This is a genomic window from Pseudomonas sp. NPDC088885 (assembly GCF_044750025.1).
GTDB lineage: Bacteria > Pseudomonadota > Gammaproteobacteria > Pseudomonadales > Pseudomonadaceae > Aquipseudomonas > Aquipseudomonas rustica.
On the sequence record NZ_JBIVJB010000018.1, the window covers coordinates 1 to 19,661 of the forward strand.

A 19,661-nucleotide genomic window follows, 5' to 3' on the forward strand; every position below is an offset into this window, starting at 1 on the left:
GCTGGACGCTGTAATCGAATCCGTCACTGGCGCTCTCAAGGCTGGCGACTCCGTTGTTCTGGTTGGTTTCGGTACGTTCTCCGTGACTGATCGTCCAGCTCGCGTTGGTCGTAACCCACAGACCGGCAAGACGCTGCAAATCGCTGCTGCTAAAAAACCAGGCTTCAAAGCCGGCAAAGCACTGAAAGAAGCGGTTAACTAAGTTCGTTACAAGTTTTTACCCATCCGGGTCGGGGTCATCCCTGACTTGGCAGCGGAGCGGTAGAGCAGGTCGCTGAAACAGGCGCCTGTAACGCCGGGATCGAGGGTTCGAGCCCTGTCCGCTCCGCCAGTTACGAGAAGGCGCATCCTCGGATGCGCCTTTCTTCTATCCGGATTCTACCCACGCTCCACGGTTGCCTAATTTGAAGTTCAACCGTTTCTGGGGGACGCATGCTGCAGAATATCAGGGACAATTCACAAGGCTGGATTGCCAAGACCATTATCGGGGCCATCATTTTGCTGATGGCTTTGACCGGTTTCGACGCCATTTTCCAGGCCACGACTCACAAGAACGAGGCGGCCCAGGTCAATGGTGAAGAGATTAGCCAGAACGAGCTAAGCCAGGCGGTTGATATGCAACGCCGTCAGCTGATGCAACAGCTGGGCAAAGATTTCGACGCTTCGCTGCTCGATGAAAAAATGCTTCGCGAATCGGCCCTCAAGGGTTTGATTGATCGCAAGCTGCTGCTGCAGGGCGCAGAACAATCGAAGTTCGCTTTCTCCGAAGGCGCTCTGGATCAGGTGATCCTGCAAACCCCTGAATTCCAGGTGGACGGCAAGTTCAGCTCCGATCGTTTCGACCAGGTGATCCGTCAACTGGGCTATAGCCGTATGCAATTCCGCCAGATGCTGGCTCAGGAAATGCTGATCGGCCAACTGCGTGCCGGTATCGGCGGCAGCGGTTTCGTCACCGACGCTGAAGTGTTGGCCTTTGCCCGTCTGGAAAAACAGACCCGCGATTTCGCCACCCTGAGCGTCAAAGCCGACCCAGCCTCGGTCAAGCTGACTGACGATGAGGTCAAGGCTTACTACGACGAACACGCCAAAGAGTTCATGACTCCGGATCAGGTGATCGTCGATTACGTTGAGCTGAAGAAGGCTTCGTTCTTCGACCAGGTCACCGTGAAAGACGAAGACCTGCAGGCGGCGTATCAGAAAGATATCGCCAACCTGTCGGAACAGCGTCGTGCCGCGCACATCCTGATCGAAGTGAACGACAAGACCACTGAAGCTCAGGCTAAAGCGAAGATCGAAGACGTCCAGGCGCGTTTGGCCAAGGGCGAGAAATTCGAAGCGCTGGCCAAGGAGTTCTCGCAGGATCCGGGTTCGGCTAACAATGGCGGTGACCTCGGTTTCGCAGGCCCTGGCGTCTACGACCCAGCCTTCGAAAAAGCCCTGTACTCGCTGAACAAGGATCAAGTGTCCGAGCCGGTTCGCACCGATTTCGGCTACCACCTGATCAAGCTGCTGGGTGTTGAAGCGCCAGAAGTGCCAACCCTGGCCAGCCTGAAAGACAAGCTGACCCGCGATCTGAAAGCCGCGCAGGTTGAGCAGCGTTTCGTTGAGGCGACCAAGCAACTGGAAGACTCCGCGTTCGAAGCTTCCGACCTGGCCCAGCCAGCGGCGGATCTGAAACTGACCGTGCACACCTCCAAGCCGTTTGGCCGTGAAGGTGGCGAAGGTCTGGCGGCCAACCGTGCCGTGGTGACTGCTGCATTCAGCACTGAAGTGATTGATGAAGGCGCCAACAGCACCGCTATCGAGCTGGATCCGGATACCGTGGTTGTGTTGCGTGCCAAGGAACACCTGAAGCCTGCGCAATTGCCTCTGGAAAGCGTGAACGTGGCGATCCGCGCTCAGTTGACCAAAGAGCACGCCAGCGCGGCTGCCAAGACTCAGGCCGAGAAGCTGATTGCTGATCTGCGTGAAGGCAAGGCAGTTGATGCGCAGAACTGGAAAGTCACCCAAGCGGCCACTCGTGCGCAGGAAGGTGTTGATCCGGCGGTTCTGCAGGCGTTGTTCCGTATGCCGAAGCCGGCTGCCAAGGACAAGCCTACGTTTAGCAGTGTGACGCTGCCGGACGGTAGTTTGATGATTGTGCGTCTGAATGGCGTGAATGAGGCGGCTGCACCGACGGATGAAGAGAAGGCGCAGTACCGTCGCTTCCTGGCGTCGCGTGAAGGTCAGCAGGACTTTGCGGCGTATCGTAAGCAGTTGGAAGCTCAGGCTGAGATCAAGCGGTTTTGATCGTTGACTGAGTTTTAGAGAAAGCCCTGACGTGAGTTGGGGCTTTTTTTTTGGTTGGGGGGTTGGGTGTATATCCGTTTTATGTGGGGCTGCCGCTTATGGTTCCGCCCTTACGGCGGGTCACTTTTGGCAAACGCCCCAAAAGTAACCAAAAGGTCTGTGCCCTGACGTCCGGCCCTCGCTAAGGCTCGGGTTCCTTCGCTCCGGGTTCATCCGGGGGCATCGCCTACGGTTTGCTTCGCTGCACCTCCTCTCGATGCTTTCCCCGTATGAATCCCTCCACTCAGCCTCCCGACGGGCTCTAAGATCAAGATCAAAAGCAGGCGAGCTGACACTCGGCCTAATGGTTGGCGTGGGTGCGCCGCGATTTTATGTAGGAGCTGCCGAAGGCTGCGATCTTTTGATCTTGATTTTGTAGGAGCAGAGCTTGCTCGCGAAGGCGGCCGACCAGACAACTATTATCTAAGGGCATTAACCCAGTCCCACTGTGGGAGCTAGCCTGCTAGCGAAGGCGACCTATCAGCCAACCAAAGTCTAAATGCCTCAATCACCGTTACTTTGTTCGCGGAAACCCATGGGTTCTCGCTGTAACCGTCGCATACAGACTCAAAACCAACAACACGCCCACAATCCACGGAAATACCCCAACCCCCAAATTATCCAGCAACAACCCTCCCGCCAATCCACCCCCCGCAATCCCGACATTCCACAACGTCACCAACATCGATTGCGCAGTATCCGCAGCATCCTTCGCCGTTTTCGCCGAGGCTGTTTGCAGCAGCGAAGGCATCGCACCAAATGCGAGGCCCCAAACTGCCGTAGCGATATAGATCACGCCGGCGGACTCGCGCCACAAACCCAACGCAATCGCCGACAGCATGAACAGTGCTGCGCTGATCAGTACCAATTCGCGTAGCCAGCGATCAATCAGGCTGCCGACGATCCACAAGCTCAGCACCGACGCCAGGCCGAACACCAGCAGCACGCGGTCAACGGAGGCATCGAGTCCGGACGGTTTCAGGAACGGGGCGATGTAGGTGTAGAGCAGATTGTGTGCGACGACGTAGGTCAAGGTCACGAACAGCACCGGTCGTACGCCCGGGAGGGTAAATACCTTACGCAATGGCAGACGTTTTCCTTCTGGTTCTCCGGCGAAGTCGGGGACTTGCCAGCGTACCCAGATCACTAGCAGCACGGTCAGGGCGGTCATGATGGCGAAGCTCAGGCGCCAGCCGATCAAGGTGCCGAGCAGGGTGCCGGCCGGGATGCCTAGGGACAGCGCGATGGGAGCGCCAAGCATGGCGACGGTGATGGCGCGGCCTTGCAGGTGGGGGGCGACCATGCGGCTGGCGTAGCCGGCGAGTAGTGCCCAGAGCAGGCCGGCGAATATGCCGGCAATCAGGCGTGCGATCAGGGTTAGCCAGTACAGCTCCGAAAGGGCGGTGATGCTGTTGGCGATGGCGAAGCCGCCGATGGCGGACAGTAGAAGAGGGCGTCGGCGCCAGCTGCGGGTGGCGAGGGTTAGTGGAATGGCGGCGAGTATTGAGCCGATGGCGTACATCGTCACCAATTGCCCGATCAGTGCCTGGGAGACGTTCAAGCCGCTGCTCATTTGCGGCAGCAGGCCGGCGGGCAGGGCTTCGGTCATGACGGTGATAAACCCGGCGGTGGCCAGGGCCAGCAGGGCGCCGAGGGGTAAGCGTTCGCGTTGTTGGAGCGAAGCTTCAAGTGTGCGGCAGGTGAGTTGTGCGTCGTTCATGAGCATTCATCCGTGGGCAAAGGTCAACGAGTGCACAGGGTAGGGCGCTGCGACTTGGCGAAAAACAGGTTAAGGTTCCGAACATATCGGACACGGATGTCTTGAATCGGGAGGGTGTATGGATCGCCTTGGCAATATTGCGGTGTTTATTCAGGTCGCGGAGACGCGAAGTTTTACTGAGGCGGGGCGGTTGACGGGTGTGTCTTCGTCGGCGGTTGGTAAAAGCATTGCGCGTCTGGAGGCGCGGCTGGGGGTGCGCTTGTTTCATCGCACCACGCGCAGTATCACGCTGACCAGCGAGGGAGCATTGTTCCTACAGCGTTGCCGTAAAATTCTGGCGGATGTTGAGGCTGCAGAGTTCGAACTGTGTGATGCCGCTGCGCAACCGCAGGGAAAATTGCGTATCAGCGTGCCGCAGGTGTTGGGTTTGGTGATGCCGGTGATGACTGAGTTCATGACGCTGTACCCGCAGATTGAACTGGATCTGGATTTGACCGATCGGATGGTCGACGTGGTTGAAGAGGGTTTCGATGCCGTGATCCGTACCGGCAAACCGCGTGACTCGCGGTTGATGGCGCGGCCGTTGGGCGAATTTCGGATGGTGTTGGTCGCCAGTCCCGCTTATCTGCAGCAGCGGGGTACGCCGCAACGGCCCGCCGAGCTGGCCGATCACGCCTGTTTGCGTCACATCTTTCACACCACTGGCAAACTCGAGCCGTGGCCGCTACGGCGTGAGGAGGGTGCGGATGAGCCGAAATTGCCGACCCGGCTGGTGAGTACGTCTATTGAGGCGGTGAGCCACGCGGCGCTGGCGGGGATGGGCATTGCCTGTCTGCCGGATTTCATGACCCGCGACGCGGAATCACAACGTTTGCTGCATCGGGTGCTGGATACGCATCTGCAACATGTCGGGCAGTTCTGGGTGTTGTGGCCGTCGAGTCGCCACGCCACCGCGAAGTTGCGGGTTTTCATCGATCATTTGGCGTTGCGACTTTTTCCGGTAAATGAAGGTCGGATAGAGTTGTAACTGTTTCAAGACACTAATCCATACGGCGCGGGTCAGCGTTCTGTTGCACAATACGCCCCGGACTGTTTTCCCCCAGGATGTTTAATGTTGATTTCCACTCCCTTGCGTGTTGTCGGTTTGGCGTTGTTGGTGGCTGCTGTCGCCGGCTGTTCGAAAGACAAGCCGATGTATGAGCATGAGAATTTCGACGATTCCGGCATGTTTTCGCGTAATTACCCGGTCGCCGACACCGCCAGTTGCGAAGCCGCACGGCGTGCGTTGCTCAGCCAGGGTTACATCATCACCAGCAGCGACCCGAAACTGGTCAGTGGCCACAAGAGCTTCCAGCAGACCGGCGATACGCACTTGGAGATCAGCTTCAACGTGGTCTGCGCCGAAGACAGCAGCGGCAAGCATCACGCGACAATGTTCGCCAACGCCCTGCAGGATCGCTATGCGCTGAAGAAGACCAACAACTCGGCCAGCCTCGGTGTTGGCGTGTTGGGCTCGGTGTCGATGCCGATCGGCTCGTCGGACGACTCGATGGTGAAAGTCGCCAGCGAGACAGTGATTTCGCAGAAGTTCTATGAGCGCTTCTTCACGTTGGTTGAGCAGTTCCTGCCGGCGGATGCGAAGAAAGCGGCGCACATCGAAGAGAAGCCGAAGGCTGATCTGGGCGTACCTGAGCCGAAACCTGTGGCTGCGCCATTGGCACCGGTGCCGGCGGCAGAAACCGCTCCAGCCCCGACGCCTGCCCCGGCTGCGACGCCTGCACCTGCTGCAGAACCGGCGCCGGCGCCAGCCGAAGTTGCCCCGGTCAGCTCTGAACCTGTTGCCCCACCTGCGGAGTCCGCGCCAATCACCCCGGCTCCAGTCGCAGAACCCGCGCCAACACCGGAAGTGATCACGCCACCGGCCAATCCAACAGACATCCCGCCACCGTCCGAACCAATCCCGGCGATGCCAGCCTCCGGCCAGTAATCCAGCGTCGAGCCATATCCCCTGTGGGAGCGGGCTTGCTCGCGAACGCGGTGTATCAGTCGATAGCTTTATCAACTGACACGGCCCTTTCGCGAGCAAGCCCGCTCCCACAGTGGTTTTTGGTGTGGCCAAAGGTTGCGTAATATTCCGCTGACCGCCGGCATCCGAACCAATCCCGGCGATGCCAGCCTCCGGCCCGTAATCCAAAGCCGAGCCATATCCCCTGTGGGAGCGGGCTTGCTCGCGAAGGCGGCGTATCAGTCGATATATTCATTACTGACACGGCCCCTTCGCGAGCAAGCCCGCTCCCACAGGGGTTTTTGGTGTGGCATAAGAATTCGTTACATTCCGCTGACAATAATCCCGCGATAAATTCCTGACCTGCTGCTACGTTTTATCCATGAAGGACGCGTTTCATTTTTCCTTCACACGGGCACTTTATGCTCGGGGCATGGGTCGATTGATCAGGCCATTTTTCAGAGAGCAGTAGGGGGATTACGCAATGGATGACTATCAAGAAGAGCTGCTCGAATTTCACGCCTACGAACTGGATCAGCCTGAACCTGCTGAAGACGCTACCGAGCTGTAAGCGTCACGCGGTTTTACGGTGACTGCGGCGGAATTCGCCCGGTGTCTGGCCGCTCCAGCGTTTGAATGCACGCTGAAAAGCCTCGGCTGAGGCAAACCCCAGCAGGTAGGCGATCTCACCGAACGCCAGTTCCGTGTCGCGGATGTAGGTCATTGCCAGATCACGGCGAGTGTCGTTGAGGATCGCGCGAAACTGCGTGCCTTCCTCGGTCAGTTTGCGCCGCAATGTCCAGGTCGGCAGTTTCAGGCGCGCCGCCACTTCTTCCAGATCCGGTTCCCGGCCACCATTTAACAGCGGCCCCAACAACTGCGTGATGCGTTCACGCAGGCTGCGGGTGCGGGTCAGTTGTTCCAGTTCTCGCTCACACAATTGCAGCAAGTGCCGCCAGGTGCTCGGGCAGTGTTCGGGGTTACGTTGGGCGAGGCTGGTCAGGCTCAGGCGCAATTGATTGCGCTCGGTACCGAACTGGATCGGGCATTCACCCAGCACGCTGTAAGCGTCGCGGTAATCCGGCGCGTCGAACTCGATCTCGATGCGCTCGGCGCGCAGCGGTTCACGGCTGACACTGGCGAGCTGATGTAGCCATCCAGCGATAATCGAATCCACCACAAAACGGTTGTAGGCGTTGTACGGGCTGATCGAATAGAAACGCAGCCACGCGCCATTCGCGTCTTCGTGAAAACTCGATTGGCCACGATAGTTGGAGCCGTACAGCGGTTCGAAACGAATCAGGCAACGCGCCGCTTCACGCACGGTCGGCGCTTGTGCGGCGGTGACGCCAGCCAATCCGGCCTGACTCAGGCGACTGAGCTGGCCCATACGCAAACCCAGCGCCGCATCACCGGTCAGTTGAATCGCCGCATGGCCCAAACGCATGTAGCGCGGAATCGATAACCGCGCGCCAGCCTCGGCCAATCGCGCAGCATCCAGACCGTATTGCTCGAGCAAGGGCAGCGGATCGGCGTCATGACTGCGCACGGCATCGGCGAGGCTGTGCACGAAACCCACCGATAAATCGCCCAGACGCATCGGCTGCGGTTTCATGGCTTACAACCAGACGTTCAGCAAACGTGCGCCACGGGCCTCGCCGTCGGCGAACTGTTGGCCGTTGCTGCTGAGGAAGCTCTGCCCCGAACTCAACTTGTCCCAGAACTGCCCGCGCAGGAATACGCTCATGCCGGCCAGCGCGTTGTTGGCGGGCGGTTGCGCGGTGAGGGTCAGGCGATGCCAGGCCTGACCTTCGCTGACTTCGCCGGGTTTGAGGCTGACCGAACTCGGTGTACTCGAACCCTTGTAGCCGCCCCACGGTTGATCCCACACGTTGTGCCCGACGACAAACGCCGGCACCGCCACCAGTTGCGCGCCTTGCGCGTCGAGCTTGCGGTAGTTGTCCGGATACCAGCTGTCGCTGCCGATCAGGATGCCGAGGCGCCCGGCCGGGGTGTCGACGACGTTGATGGCGTGTTGATCTTCGCCTTCAAGCACGTCGCGTTGATCGAAGATCGGGTGCATCTGCCGTTGTGGCTGGCCGAGCGGCACGCCGTCACGGCCAAACACCACGCTGCTGTTGAACAGGGCGCCGCTGCCGGATTTGAGTTGACCGTCACGAATACTCGGCTCGGGCAGCACGATGGAACCGGCCACCAGCGTCACATGAAATTCCTTGGCCAGACCGCCGAACAGCGCCTGGTAATCCTTGGCCATCGACTTGGACTTCATGCGCAGATGCGCGTCGTTCAGTCGGTTGCTGCCCTTGGCTGTCAGCCACGCACGGGCAAACAACAACGGATTGCTCGCCGCCAGCCAGTTCATCGCTTCGGTGAGCGTGGGCGCCTGATACAGCTCGTCTTTTTCGCCGCTGATCATCAGCCAGGTGCCGACGTGCTCGGGCAATACGACGATTGTCTTGTCATTCAACAAGCCTTGATCCTGCGCTTGCTGCAGATACGCCGCGAGCTTGCGGTGCAGGCGCTCGGGGCTTTGATAGTCGGTGGGGTAGAGTTCGGGCTGGATGCCCAAGAGATTGCCACGGTCGGCGGGTGTGCCTTGATCGACCGCGAGTTTGATTCGCAGATCCGACAGGTAATGTCCCGCCGGGCGGTCTGCCGCCCACATGGCGTAGGAAGCAAGGACGGCCACGAGGGCCATGGAAAATGTCAGGTACAGAAGTTTGCGCATGAATTCCAACAGAACCGGGTGCATGGTGTGACGCGGGTCGATGATACCTCAATAGTGCCGGGCGAGGGCGCAGGCACTGGGCCACGCCAGTGCCGAACGTTCATTGCAGAGCGCCGACGGCGTGGTGCGAACAGGCCGCCAGGTCTTCCAGAAACGCTTCGAGAATGGGCGGCGGCGCGATGCCGCGCCGGGTGATCACGTCGAACGGCGAGACCAGTTGCAGGCTGTCCGGGGCCAATTGGTGCATCTCGCCGGTCTTGACCCATTGTCGGGCAAAATGGGCCGGCAGGAAGCCCAAGTAGGCACCGGAGATCAGCAGGATCGCCAGCGCCTCGATGTTATCCACCGTGGCTGCCGCTTTGCTCACGCCCAGATGCTCAAGATCGTATTGCTGCATGTAACCGCGCACGACAATGCGACTCTCGGTAATCGCCTCGAGCAGTTCAGCCCCTTCGGCCTGGCTGCCATACAGCGGATGGCGGCGCCCGCAATACAAGCCCAGCGCTTCCTGATACAGCGGCGTGTGCAGCAGGCCCGGCACATGGATCGGGAAATGGCCGATGGCCAAATGCAGTCTGCCGTCGAGCACGCGTTCTTCGAGTTCGGCGGGGGTGCCGACGTACACATTGAGATGCACGTCATGGCCGCGAGAAACGAAACGCTGAGTCGTACGTGGCAGCGGCGAGTCGGGGTCGGTGATGGTGGTGTCGATGATGCCGAGGTTGAGCTTGCCGCTGATGTGCTGCTTGAGCACGTCAGCGTCCATGCAGAAATTCTCCACTGCCGACAACAGGCGCTGGGTCGCTTCGTGGATCGCCACGCCTTGCTCGGTCAGGCGAAAACCGCCGCGCCCGCGCTGACAGAGCTTTACGCCGAGGCGGGTTTCCAGGTGCGACATCTGTTCGCTGATGGTCGACTGGCCGGCATTCAATGCTGCCTGTGCTGCGGAAAAGCCGCCGCAACGAACAATCGTGGCAAACACCCTGAGCAACTTCAAATCGACATCGTGCAGCTGAATCACCTGGAACCTCCCGCGTGTGGATGCATCGGCAATGCCGATATGAGTATCTGATGTTTGGCATTTTTTCTACGAAAACCTGCGCCCATAGTCACTGCAACGACGGTCGCCTTGCAGTCCGCCGAGCCGATAACAACAAGTGGAGAGGCTTGAAATGTCCAATAACGGTTATGAATCCGGGCGCCTGAACTTGCCTTTCGTGGGGCATTGCACCTTCGGCAAATCACCGGTGTGCACCGACTGGGACGCGCTCGATGCCGATGTCGCAGTACTCGGCGTGCCCAACGATATGGGCACGCAATGGCGCTCCGGCGCACGTTTCGGGCCGCGGGGTATTCGCGAGGCATCGACGCTGTTCTCCTTCGGTCACGCCGGTGCCTACGATCACGAAGATGACGTGATGTACCTGACCGCCGCCGATGTGCGCATGGTCGACGTCGGTGATGCCGACATCGTCCACACCGATATGGTCACCAGCAATCTCAACACCGAATACGCGGTGCGCAAGATCCTCGATGCCGGTGTCATGCCGGTGGTGCTTGGTGGCGATCACTCGGTGCACGCGCCGGTGATCAAGGCATTCGAGGGACGCGGGCCGATTCACATCATTCACTTCGATGCGCACCTGGACTTCGTCGATGAGCGCCACGGCGTTCGTTACGGCCATGGCAACCCGCTGCGCCGCGCCTCGGAAATGAACCACATTGTCGGTATGACCCAAATGGGCATCCGCAACGTGTCCTCGTCCAATCGTGATGACTACGAAGCGGCCCATGCGGCGGGTTCGAAGATCCTATCGGTGCGCGACGTACGCCGCCTCGGGGTGGAAGGCGTGTTGGCGCTGATCCCGCAGAACATCAACTACTACATCACCATCGACATCGACGGTTTCGACCCGTCCATCGCCCCCGGCACCGGCACGCCGAGCCACGGCGGTTTCCTCTATTACGAAGTGCTGGAAATCATTCAGGCGCTGGCCAAACGCAGCCAGGGCAACATCGTCGGCATGGATCTGGTGGAAGTGGCGCCGGTGTATGACCCGACCGGCATGACCTCGATTCTGGCCGCGCAACTGTTGCTGAACAGCATCGGTTTCATCTTCCACGAACGGGCCAAAGTGCGCGCCGCCGACAACGTCGCTACACCCGCCTGAGCCGTCCGGCAGAGAGAATAAACATGGACACGATCGTCAAGCAGTACCTGCAGAAATTCGGTGTATCCGAAGCAACGCAAACCTTCCTTGGCAAGGCGCAGAAGTTGTTTATCGGTGGCGCGTTTGTCGATGCCAGCGACGGGCAAACCGCTGATGTCATCGAACCGTCGACCGCCGGCCTGATCACGCGGATTCCGATGGGCACCGTCGAAGATCTCGATCGCGCAGTGCAAGCGGCGCGCGCGCAGTTCGACGGCGGTGCGTGGCGCCAGGCAAAACCGGCAGAACGCGAACGCTTGATCCAGCGTCTGGCAGATCTGATTGAGCAGAACGCCGACGAACTGGCAGAAATCGAATCGATCGACATGGGCAAGTCCGTGGCCTTCGCCAAGGACGTCGATATTCAGGGCACCGTCGACACCCTGCGCTACTTCGCCGGGTGGGCGACCAAACTTCACGGGCGTACGGTCGAGCCTTCGCTGCCCGGCAACTATCTGGCGTATACGCGCAAAGAAGCCGTGGGCGTGGTCGGCGCAATCGTGCCGTGGAATTTCCCGCTGCAAACCATGGCCTGGAAACTCGGCGCGGCGCTGGCCACCGGTTGCACGGTGGTGGTCAAACCGGCCGAATTGACGTCGCTGTCGGCGTTGCGTTTTGCCGAACTGGTGAAGGAAGCCGGGATCCCCGACGGCGTCATTAACATCGTCTGCGGGCGCGGCACCGTGGTCGGCGCGGCGATGGCCACACACCCGGGCATCGACAAATTGACCTTCACCGGCTCGACGCCGGTCGGCCGTACGGTCGGGCGCGCCGCCGTCGACGAAATGAAGCGACTGACGCTGGAACTCGGCGGAAAATCTCCAGTAATCGTCTTCGCCGATGCGGACATTCCGGCGGCGGCACAAGCGGTCGCCAATGGCGTGTTTTTCAACTCGGGACAGGTCTGCGATGCCGGCACCCGCGCTTATGTGCATCGCAGCGTCTACGAACAATTCCTCGGTGAACTGATTGCCTACACGCGCACATTGAAGATCGCCCCGGGGCTGGATCCCGACTGTTTTATCGGCCCGTTGGTCTCGGCCGTGCAACAGCAGCGCGTGCGCGATTACATCGAGACCGGCAAGCAGGAGGGCGCCGAACTGGTCTATGGCGGCCAACCGATTGAAGGCCCTGGCTTCTTTGTAGAACCGACGATTTTTGCCCATTGCCGCAACGACATGCGCATTGTTCAGGAGGAGATTTTCGGCCCGGTGCTGGTGACCGCGCCGTTCGACGATGACGAAGAAGCGCTGGCGCTGGCCAATGACTCGGCGTTCGGCCTCGCGGCGGCGCTGTATTCCAATGATCTGGGCAAGGTGCACAGCCTGATTCCGCGTTTGCGGGCCGGTTCGGTTTACGTCAACGCCCACGGCACTCTCGACCCGTCGATGCCGTTCGGTGGCTATAAACAGTCCGGTTTCGGCAAGGATCTCGGCGCCGAGCAACTCGACTATCTGCTCGAAACCAAAGCGGTCTGGATCACGCTGCCCTGACCCGGCAGGCCTCAAGGAGAAAGCACTGAATAACCCCTCTCCACGGGGGAGGGGCAACCCGAAAGGATGCCGTTACTTCGTCATGATCTTCCAACAATAAGAGCCCATCATGAACATAGAAGCCAAAGCCGCTCCTGGTGTGTCACTCCTCGGCGACAAACCTGTCGTCGAGGGTCATTCGATCGATTTCATTCCGGAAAACGAACGCACCGACAAGTTATCCAGTCAGGGGCCGTTCTGGTTTCTGGGCAACTTCACTTTCTTCACCATGACCATCGGTTTCGTTGGCCCGAGTGTCGGGCTGACCGCGCTCTGGACGACGCTCGCCGGCACGCTGGGCATCATGTTCGGCACACTGTTCATGGCGTTTCATGGCTCGCAAGGCCCGCACCTTGGGTTGCCGCAAATGATCCAGTCGCGGGCGCAGTTCGGTTATCGCGGGGTGATTCTGGTGCTGCTGGCGACGCTGTTTGTGTTCGCCGGTTTCAACATCGTCAATCTGGTGTTGATGATGCAGGGCATGCACACGCTGTTCGGTTTCGAGCCATGGGTGGTTGCCGTGGCAGTGACGATCCCGGCGGCGATTCTGGCGATCCTCGGCCATGACTGGATGCACCGCAGTTTCAAATGGGCGTTGTGCCTGTCGATTCCGTTGTACGGTCTGGTGACGTTGGCCGTGCTGATGGGCTGGGTGCCGGATGCGCCGCTGCCCGTGCTCGCCGCCGGGGACATCGCGCCACCGCCACTGGGGTTTAACTGGACCGGTTTCATCGCGCAGTTTGCCGCCGCCGCCAGCTACAACATCGCCTACGCGCCTTATGTCTCGGACTATTCACGGTATCTGCCGAAGAACACCTCCAGCGGCAAGCTGATTGCCGTGGTGTTTGTCGGCGCCTCGTTGTCCGGCGCGTGGATGATTTCCGTGGGCGGCTGGCTCGCCGATCACCTGCATTCCACCGACGTGCTGGTAGCGCTCGGACAGGTCGGCAATGTGATGTCGCCACTGGTTGGCACGGCTGTGGTGGTGATCACGATTCTGGCGATCCTGCCGGTGATTGCGATGAACATCTACAGCGCCAAACTGACCACGCTGACGTGCGTCGACTCGATCAAAAAAATCCAACCCACACGCAAGGCACGGGTGCTGGCGATCACCTTCGTGATCCTCCTGCAATTGGGCGTGGCGCTGAGTATTCAAAGCACGGGCAAAGGTTTGTCGGTGCTGGGGATTTACCTGGTGGTGATGCTGTACTTCCTGGTGCCCTGGACGTCGGTCAACCTCACTGACTACTTCTTCGTGCGCAAGGGCCGCTACGCGATCCCGCACTTCTTCATGCCCAAGGGCAACATCTACGGCAGCTGGGGCCTGCGTGGCATTGCCGCGTACGCCATCGGGTTTGTCGCGATGATCCCGTTTTTCTACATCTACGACGGCGTTGAACAGCGCGAGGTGTATGTCGGCCCGCTTGCCAGAGCGCTGGGCAGCATCGACATCGCCTGGCTGGTCGGGCTGATCGTGTCGGGACTGGCGTATTACTGGTTCAGCCGCTCGATCGACCTGGCGAGTGAAGAAACCGTGATCCGCCAGATCGAAAAAACCTCTCCGCAATACACCACCGGCGACTCGCTGACGCGACGCGTGTCGCCTGCAATCAAGCCATCGACGGCCGGGAGATAAGCATGGCTACGCAAAAATACGACTACATCATCATCGGTGCCGGCTCCGCCGGTTGTGTGTTGGCCAACCGCTTGAGCGAAGACCCGGACACCTCGGTGCTGGTGCTGGAATTCGGTGGCAGCGATCGCAGTGTGGTGATCCAGATGCCGAGCGCTTTTTCGATTCCGATGAACACCAAAAAATACAACTGGCGCTATGAAACCGAACCGGAGCCATTCCTCAACGGACGGCGCATCCATTGCCCGCGTGGCAAGGTGCTGGGTGGTTCTTCATCGATCAACGGGCTGGTCTACATTCGCGGTCACGCCTGCGATTTTGACGAGTGGGAATCCCTCGGTGCGCAAGGCTGGGGCTACCGCAATTGCCTGCCGTATTTCAAACGTGCCGAGCACTATGAAGCAGGCGGCGACAACTATCGCGGGCAGACCGGGCCGCTGCACACCACCAACGGCAACCACATGAAAAATCCGCTGTACGGCGCGTGGGTGCAGGCCGGCGCCGAGGCGGGTTACATCAAGACCGACGACTGCAACGGCTACATGCAGGAAGGTTTCGGCGCGATGCACATGACCGTGAAAAACGGTGTGCGCTGTTCAACGGCCAACGCCTATTTGCGCCCGGCGATGGAGCGCCCGAACCTCACCGTGATCACCCACGCGATGACCCGGCAGATCCTCCTCGACGGCAAACGTGCGGTCGGCGTCAGCTATGACCACAACGGCCAGACGCACGAGGTCTATTGCCGGCGCGAAGTAGTGGTTTCGTCCGGGCCAATCGGCTCGCCGCACCTGCTGCAACGCTCCGGCATCGGCCCGGCCGACGTGCTGCGCAAGGCCGGCATCGAAGTGCGCCACGATCTGCCCGGTGTCGGTGAAAACCTGCAGGATCACGCCGAGGTGTACATCCAGTTCAGTTGCAAGGAACCGGTGACCCTCAACAGCAAAATGGATCCGCTGAGCAAATTGCTCATCGGTTTGCGCTGGCTGCTGTTCAAGGATGGCCTCGGCGCGACCAACCATTTCGAGGCTGGCGGGTTTATCCGTTCGGACAAGGGTTTGCGCTGGCCGGACATTCAGTTTCACTTCCTGCCGGCGGCCATGCGTTACGACGGCAACAAGCCAATCAAGGGCCACGGCTTCATGGTGCTCACCGGGCCGAACAAACCCAAGAGCCGCGGCTATGTGCGCGCACGCTCGGCGGATCCGTACGAGCATCCGCAGATCCAGTTCAATTACCTGCAACGCGAAGAAGACCGCGAAGGTTTCCGCCGCTGTATCCGCCTGACCCGGGAGATCATCGGCCAGAAAGCCATGGATCGTTTCCGCGACAGCGAAATCGCTCCCGGCGTTTTGGTTAACAGCGACGAAGACCTCGATGCCTTCGTTCGCGAAAACCTCGAAAGCACTTATCACCCGTGCGGCTCCTGTCGAATGGGCGAGGACGCGCTGGCGGTGGTGGATTCCGAACTGCGCGTGCACGGCCTCGATGGCCTGCGCGTGATCGATTCGTCGGTGTTCCCGAGCGAACCGAACGGCAACCTCAATGCTCCTACCATCATGCTCGCCGAACGCGCCAGTGATCTGCTGCGCGGGCGGGCGATGTTGCCGCCGTCAGAGGCGCCGGTGGGGCTGGTGCAGGATTGGGAGAACAGCCAGCGCACATCGTTGCCAGGGCGCAATGTCCGGGTTTAGCTGTTCGAGTGATCCAGCGCCGACGCAGGTGGTGTGCATTTAGATCATTAAGTTGTCAGTTACGGTCATTGAGTGATCACGGTGCGGCTCTTAGTCTGTCGAACATGACTGACGGGGGACGCAGAGCTCCCGCAACTTTTCCGTGATTGCTCGTTGTGGAGTTACCGATGACCGCCGCTCATTACCCGCACCTGTTGGCCCCGCTGGATCTGGGATTCACCACGCTGCGCAACCGTACCCTGATGGGTTCGATGCACACCGGCCTGGAAGAAAAACCGGGCGGTTTCGAGCGCATGGCGGCGTACTTCGCTGAGCGTGCGCGCGGCGGTGTTGGCCTGATGGTGACTGGCGGGATCGGCCCGAATGACGAGGGCTGCGTGTACTCTGGTGCGGCCAAGCTGACCACCGAAGAAGAAGCGCTCAAGCACCGTATCGTCACCCGCGCGGTGCACGATGCGGGCGGCAAGATCTGCATGCAGATTCTCCACGCCGGTCGTTATGCCTACAGCCCGAAACAAGTGGCACCGAGCGCGATTCAGGCGCCGATCAACCCGTTCAAACCGAAAGAGCTGGACGAGGAAGGCATCGAGAAGCAGATCAGTGATTTCGTCACTTGCTCGGTGCTGGCGCAAACCGCCGAGTACGACGGCGTCGAAATCATGGGCTCGGAAGGTTATTTCATTAACCAGTTCCTCGCCGCGCACACCAACCACCGCACCGACCGTTGGGGCGGCAGCTACGAAAACCGTATGCGCCTGCCAGTGGAAATCGTCCGCCGTGTGCGTGAAGCGGTGGGCCCGAACTTCATCATCATTTTCCGTCTGTCGATGCTCGACCTGGTCGAGGGCGGCAGCACCTGGGATGAGATCGTCACCCTGGCCAAAGCCATTGAGCAGGCCGGCGCGACCATCATCAACACCGGCATCGGCTGGCACGAAGCGCGGATTCCGACCATCGCCACCAAAGTGCCGCGTGCCGCGTTCAGCAAGGTCACTGCCAAGCTGCGTGGTTCGGTGAGCATTCCGTTGATCACCACCAACCGCATCAACACCCCGGAAATCGCCGAGCAGATTCTCGCTGAAGGCGATGCCGACATGGTCTCGATGGCGCGGCCGTTCCTCGCTGATCCGGACTTCGTCAACAAGGCTGCTGAAGGCCGCGCCGACGAAATCAACACCTGCATCGGTTGCAACCAGGCGTGCCTCGATCACACCTTCGGCGGCAAGCTGACCAGTTGCCTGGTCAACCCGCGTGCCTGTCACGAGACCGAACTCAACTATCTGCCGGTGCAGCAGATCAAGAAGATTGCCGTAGTCGGCGCCGGCCCTGCCGGTTTGTCTGCCGCCACCGTGGCCGCCGAGCGTGGCCATCAGGTGACCTTGTTCGATTCGGCCAGCGAAATCGGTGGCCAGTTCAACATCGCCAAGCGTGTGCCGGGCAAAGAAGAGTTCTTCGAAACCCTGCGTTACTTCAAGCGCAAGCTGCAGACCACCAATGTCGAGGTGTGCCTGAATACCCGCGTCGACGTGACGAAACTGGTCGAGGGTGGTTATGACGAAATCATCCTCGCCACCGGCATCGCCCCGCGTCTGCCGGCGATTCCGGGTGTCGAGAATGCGAAGGTGTTGAGCTACATCGACGTGATCCTTGAGCGCAAACCGGTTGGCAAGCGTGTCGCGGTGATCGGCGCTGGCGGCATCGGTTTTGACGTCTCGGAATTCCTCGTTCACGAAGGCGTTGCGACCAGTCAGGATCGCGCCGCGTTCTGGGAAGAGTGGGGCATCGACACGAAACTGGAAGCACGCGGTGGCGTCGCCGGGATCAAAGCGACGCCGCATGCACCGGCGCGTGAAGTGTTCCTGTTGCAGCGCAAGAAAACCAAGGTCGGCGACGGTCTGGGTAAAACCACTGGCTGGATTCACCGTACCGGTTTGAAGAACAAGCAAGTGCAGATGCTCAACAGCGTGGAATACCTGAGCATTGATGATGACGGTCTGCACATTCGCATCGGCGAAACCGGCGAGCCGCAACTGCTGGCGGTGGACAACATCGTGATTTGCGCGGGGCAGGATCCATTGCGTGAGCTGCACGATGGCCTGGTCGCGGCGGGGCAGAATGTGCACCTGATCGGCGGCGCGGATGTCGCGGCAGAGCTGGATGCCAAACGCGCTATCAACCAAGGCTCGCGCCTCGCCGCTGAACTCTAAACTCCACCGCATGACCTGTGGGAGCGGGCTTGCTCGCGAAAGCGGTGTGTCAGGCACTACAAATGTTGACTGACACGACGCCTTCGCGAGCAAGCCCGCTCCCACAGGGGATCGTGAACACTGACAGATTTTCTGCGCGTCGCTGTTAAGATGCCGGCTCTTTGAACAGAGCCGGCATTTTATGCTTTTGCCTCCCTCCGATTGGCTACCCCAAGCCCCCCTCGAACCTCTTCATCTGGACTGGCTGACCGCCGCCGGCATCGAAGTGGCGATCCTGCGTCTCGACCAGATCGACCCGCTGATCAGCGGTAATAAGTGGTTCAAACTCAGCGAACACCTCAAAGCCGCTGACCGTGTGGGCGCCGAAGGCATCATCAGCCTTGGCGGTGCGCACTCCAATCATTTGCATGCGTTGGCAGCAGCGGGGAAACGGCTGGGGTTCAAAACCGTGGGGCTGTTGCGCGGGCATGCCCAGGAAACGCCGACGGTGAAGGATCTGCAGGCGTTCGGCATGCACCTGCATTGGTTGGGGTTTGCCGGTTACCGGGCACGGCATGAGCCGGGGTTCTGGTTGCCGTGGCAGGCGCAGTATCCAGAGTTGCACGCGGTGCCGGAGGGTGGCGGGGGACTATCGGGTGCGCTCGGTTGCGTGACGCTTAAGGAGCAGGTCGACGCGCAATTGCATTCATTGGGCTGGAGTGATTACCACGGCTGGTGGCTGGCGTGCGGCACCGGGACGACGCTGGCGGGGCTGGTGCTGGCCGAGGCTGGGGCGCATACGGTTTATGGTGCGTTGGCGGTGCCGGAAGATCACGGTGTGGCGCCGCAGGTTGAGTCGATTCTGCGAGAAGCGGGGCAAGTATATGCGGGGTATGAATTGATTGATGCCAGCCGAGGTGGTTTTGCCAAGGTTGATCCGGGGTTGCTCGCGTTTATTGAACAGACCGAACAGGCTAGCGGTGTGCCCTTGGAACCGCTGTATACCGGCAAAGCGCTGCTGGCCCTTAAGGAACAAATTGGGTCAGGTAAATTTTCCAGCGGCACACGACTGATCTTCATCCACACTGGCGGCCTACAAGGCAGACGCGGTTTCCAGCCCCGATAGGTGAGATTTTTGTGGCGAGGGGATTTATCCCCGTTGGGCTGCGAAGCAGCCCCCAATTCAGCCACCGCAGTTCAGCCTGACTCACCGCATATTGAGGTTTTGGGGCCGCTTCGCAGCCCAACGGGGATAAATCCCCTCGCCACAATGGTTTTCATTCCCCCAGATAGATCCCATTGCCAGCCACAATGGTTTGCATTGCCCCAGATAGATCCCATTGCCAGCCACAATGGTTTGCATTGCCCCAGATAGATCCATTGCTAGCCACAATGGTTTGCATTGCCCCAGATAGATTCCATTGCCAGCCACAATGGTTTGCATTGCCCCAGCTAGATTCCATTGCTTGCCACAATGGTTTGCATTGCCCCAGATAGATCCATTGCTAGCCACAATGGTTTGCATTGCCCCAGATAGATTCCATTGCTTGCCACAATGGTTTGCATTGCCCCAGATAGATTCCATTGCTTGCCACAATGGT

At 59.8% G+C, this 19,661-nt stretch carries 15 protein-coding genes; 10 read left to right on the forward strand and 5 right to left on the reverse strand.

The features are described from left to right. A partial coding sequence (locus ACIP1X_RS10815) for an HU family DNA-binding protein (protein ID WP_400751837.1) occupies positions 1–202 on the forward strand: 202 nt, incomplete at its 5' end. Positions 203–432: 230 nt separating this feature from the next. Then, positions 433–2,289 (forward strand): SurA N-terminal domain-containing protein, encoded by a 1,857-nt coding sequence (locus ACIP1X_RS10820; protein ID WP_282357040.1) that lies wholly within the window; start codon positions 433–435, stop codon positions 2,287–2,289. 553 nt (positions 2,290–2,842) lie between these two features. On the opposite strand, the gene ACIP1X_RS10825 is transcribed toward ACIP1X_RS10820, so the two are convergent. Further along, complete coding sequence (locus ACIP1X_RS10825) at positions 2,843–4,048, reverse strand: MFS transporter (RefSeq protein ID WP_400751840.1); 1,206 nt, start codon at positions 4,046–4,048, stop codon at positions 2,843–2,845. A 118-nt stretch (positions 4,049–4,166) separates the two neighbouring features. Between ACIP1X_RS10825 and ACIP1X_RS10830 the strand changes: the two genes are divergently transcribed. Further along, positions 4,167–5,075 carry a LysR family transcriptional regulator gene (locus tag ACIP1X_RS10830; RefSeq protein ID WP_400751843.1) on the forward strand — a complete coding sequence of 303 codons (909 nt, stop codon included), beginning with the start codon at positions 4,167–4,169 and terminating at the stop codon, positions 5,073–5,075. Positions 5,076–5,159: 84 nt separating this feature from the next. Next, positions 5,160–6,035: a DUF2242 domain-containing protein gene (locus ACIP1X_RS10835; RefSeq protein ID WP_212551246.1), complete on the forward strand. Its 876-nt coding sequence runs from the start codon at positions 5,160–5,162 to the stop codon at positions 6,033–6,035. 592 nt (positions 6,036–6,627) lie between these two features. Here ACIP1X_RS10835 and ACIP1X_RS10840 read toward each other — a convergent pair. The 3 genes from ACIP1X_RS10840 to ACIP1X_RS10850 form a co-directional block, all read right to left on the reverse strand. Then, entirely contained in the window at positions 6,628–7,668 is a 1,041-nt protein-coding gene (locus ACIP1X_RS10840; protein ID WP_400751846.1) for an AraC family transcriptional regulator, read from the reverse strand. A 3-nt stretch (positions 7,669–7,671) separates the two neighbouring features. Further along, the gene (locus tag ACIP1X_RS10845; protein WP_053121783.1) at positions 7,672–8,802 is read right to left on the reverse strand and encodes a carbon-nitrogen hydrolase family protein; all 1,131 of its coding nucleotides are present in this window, start codon (positions 8,800–8,802) and stop codon (positions 7,672–7,674) included. A gap of 100 nt (positions 8,803–8,902) precedes the next feature. Next, complete coding sequence (locus tag ACIP1X_RS10850; protein WP_053121776.1) at positions 8,903–9,823, reverse strand: LysR family transcriptional regulator; 921 nt, start codon at positions 9,821–9,823, stop codon at positions 8,903–8,905. Positions 9,824–9,974: 151 nt separating this feature from the next. Here ACIP1X_RS10850 and speB point away from each other — a divergent pair, with 151 nt between their 5' ends. The 6 genes from speB (at position 9,975) to ACIP1X_RS10880 (ending at position 19,186) form a co-directional block, all read left to right on the forward strand. After that, positions 9,975–10,973 carry an agmatinase gene (gene speB, locus ACIP1X_RS10855; protein WP_159815338.1) on the forward strand — a complete coding sequence of 333 codons (999 nt, stop codon included), beginning with the start codon at positions 9,975–9,977 and terminating at the stop codon, positions 10,971–10,973. Positions 10,974–10,996: 23 nt separating this feature from the next. Beyond that, entirely contained in the window at positions 10,997–12,505 is a 1,509-nt protein-coding gene (locus ACIP1X_RS10860) for an aldehyde dehydrogenase family protein (protein WP_400751850.1), read from the forward strand. A 109-nt stretch (positions 12,506–12,614) separates the two neighbouring features. Beyond that, positions 12,615–14,183 carry a purine-cytosine permease family protein gene (locus ACIP1X_RS10865; RefSeq protein WP_400751852.1) on the forward strand — a complete coding sequence of 523 codons (1,569 nt, stop codon included), beginning with the start codon at positions 12,615–12,617 and terminating at the stop codon, positions 14,181–14,183. A gap of 2 nt (positions 14,184–14,185) precedes the next feature. Continuing rightward, positions 14,186–15,874, forward strand: coding sequence for a choline dehydrogenase (gene betA, locus ACIP1X_RS10870; protein ID WP_212545719.1), 1,689 nt, complete (start codon positions 14,186–14,188; stop codon positions 15,872–15,874). A gap of 167 nt (positions 15,875–16,041) precedes the next feature. Next, complete coding sequence (locus ACIP1X_RS10875; RefSeq protein WP_400751855.1) at positions 16,042–18,081, forward strand: FAD-dependent oxidoreductase; 2,040 nt, start codon at positions 16,042–16,044, stop codon at positions 18,079–18,081. Positions 18,082–18,262: 181 nt separating this feature from the next. Next, positions 18,263–19,186: a 1-aminocyclopropane-1-carboxylate deaminase/D-cysteine desulfhydrase gene (locus ACIP1X_RS10880; RefSeq protein WP_400751857.1), complete on the forward strand. Its 924-nt coding sequence runs from the start codon at positions 18,263–18,265 to the stop codon at positions 19,184–19,186. Between the two features lie 81 nt (positions 19,187–19,267). Here the strand turns inward: ACIP1X_RS10880 and ACIP1X_RS10885 are convergent, their stop codons facing one another. After that, on the reverse strand, positions 19,268–19,645 hold the full coding sequence (locus tag ACIP1X_RS10885) for a hypothetical protein (protein WP_400751860.1): 378 nt from the start codon (positions 19,643–19,645) through the stop codon (positions 19,268–19,270). Between the last annotated feature and the right edge of the window lie 16 nt (positions 19,646–19,661).

Excerpts from the sequence above, each read along its gene's own strand:
- ACIP1X_RS10835 (WP_212551246.1), top strand. The coding sequence starts at position 5,160 with ATGTTGATTTCCACTCCCTTGCGTGTTGTCGGTTTGGCGTTGTTGGTG.
- ACIP1X_RS10865 (WP_400751852.1), top strand. The coding sequence starts at position 12,615 with ATGAACATAGAAGCCAAAGCCGCTCCTGGTGTGTCACTCCTCGGCGAC.
- ACIP1X_RS10860 (WP_400751850.1), top strand. The coding sequence starts at position 10,997 with ATGGACACGATCGTCAAGCAGTACCTGCAGAAATTCGGTGTATCCGAA.
- ACIP1X_RS10820 (WP_282357040.1), top strand. The coding sequence starts at position 433 with ATGCTGCAGAATATCAGGGACAATTCACAAGGCTGGATTGCCAAGACC.
- ACIP1X_RS10885 (WP_400751860.1), bottom strand. The coding sequence starts at position 19,645 with ATGGAATCTATCTGGGGCAATGCAAACCATTGTGGCAAGCAATGGAAT.
- ACIP1X_RS10840 (WP_400751846.1), bottom strand. The coding sequence starts at position 7,668 with ATGAAACCGCAGCCGATGCGTCTGGGCGATTTATCGGTGGGTTTCGTG.
- ACIP1X_RS10875 (WP_400751855.1), top strand. The coding sequence starts at position 16,042 with ATGACCGCCGCTCATTACCCGCACCTGTTGGCCCCGCTGGATCTGGGA.
- ACIP1X_RS10845 (WP_053121783.1), bottom strand. The coding sequence starts at position 8,802 with ATGCGCAAACTTCTGTACCTGACATTTTCCATGGCCCTCGTGGCCGTC.
- betA (WP_212545719.1), top strand. The coding sequence starts at position 14,186 with ATGGCTACGCAAAAATACGACTACATCATCATCGGTGCCGGCTCCGCC.
- ACIP1X_RS10880 (WP_400751857.1), top strand. The coding sequence starts at position 18,263 with ATGCTTTTGCCTCCCTCCGATTGGCTACCCCAAGCCCCCCTCGAACCT.
- speB (WP_159815338.1), top strand. The coding sequence starts at position 9,975 with ATGTCCAATAACGGTTATGAATCCGGGCGCCTGAACTTGCCTTTCGTG.
- ACIP1X_RS10825 (WP_400751840.1), bottom strand. The coding sequence starts at position 4,048 with ATGAACGACGCACAACTCACCTGCCGCACACTTGAAGCTTCGCTCCAA.
- ACIP1X_RS10830 (WP_400751843.1), top strand. The coding sequence starts at position 4,167 with ATGGATCGCCTTGGCAATATTGCGGTGTTTATTCAGGTCGCGGAGACG.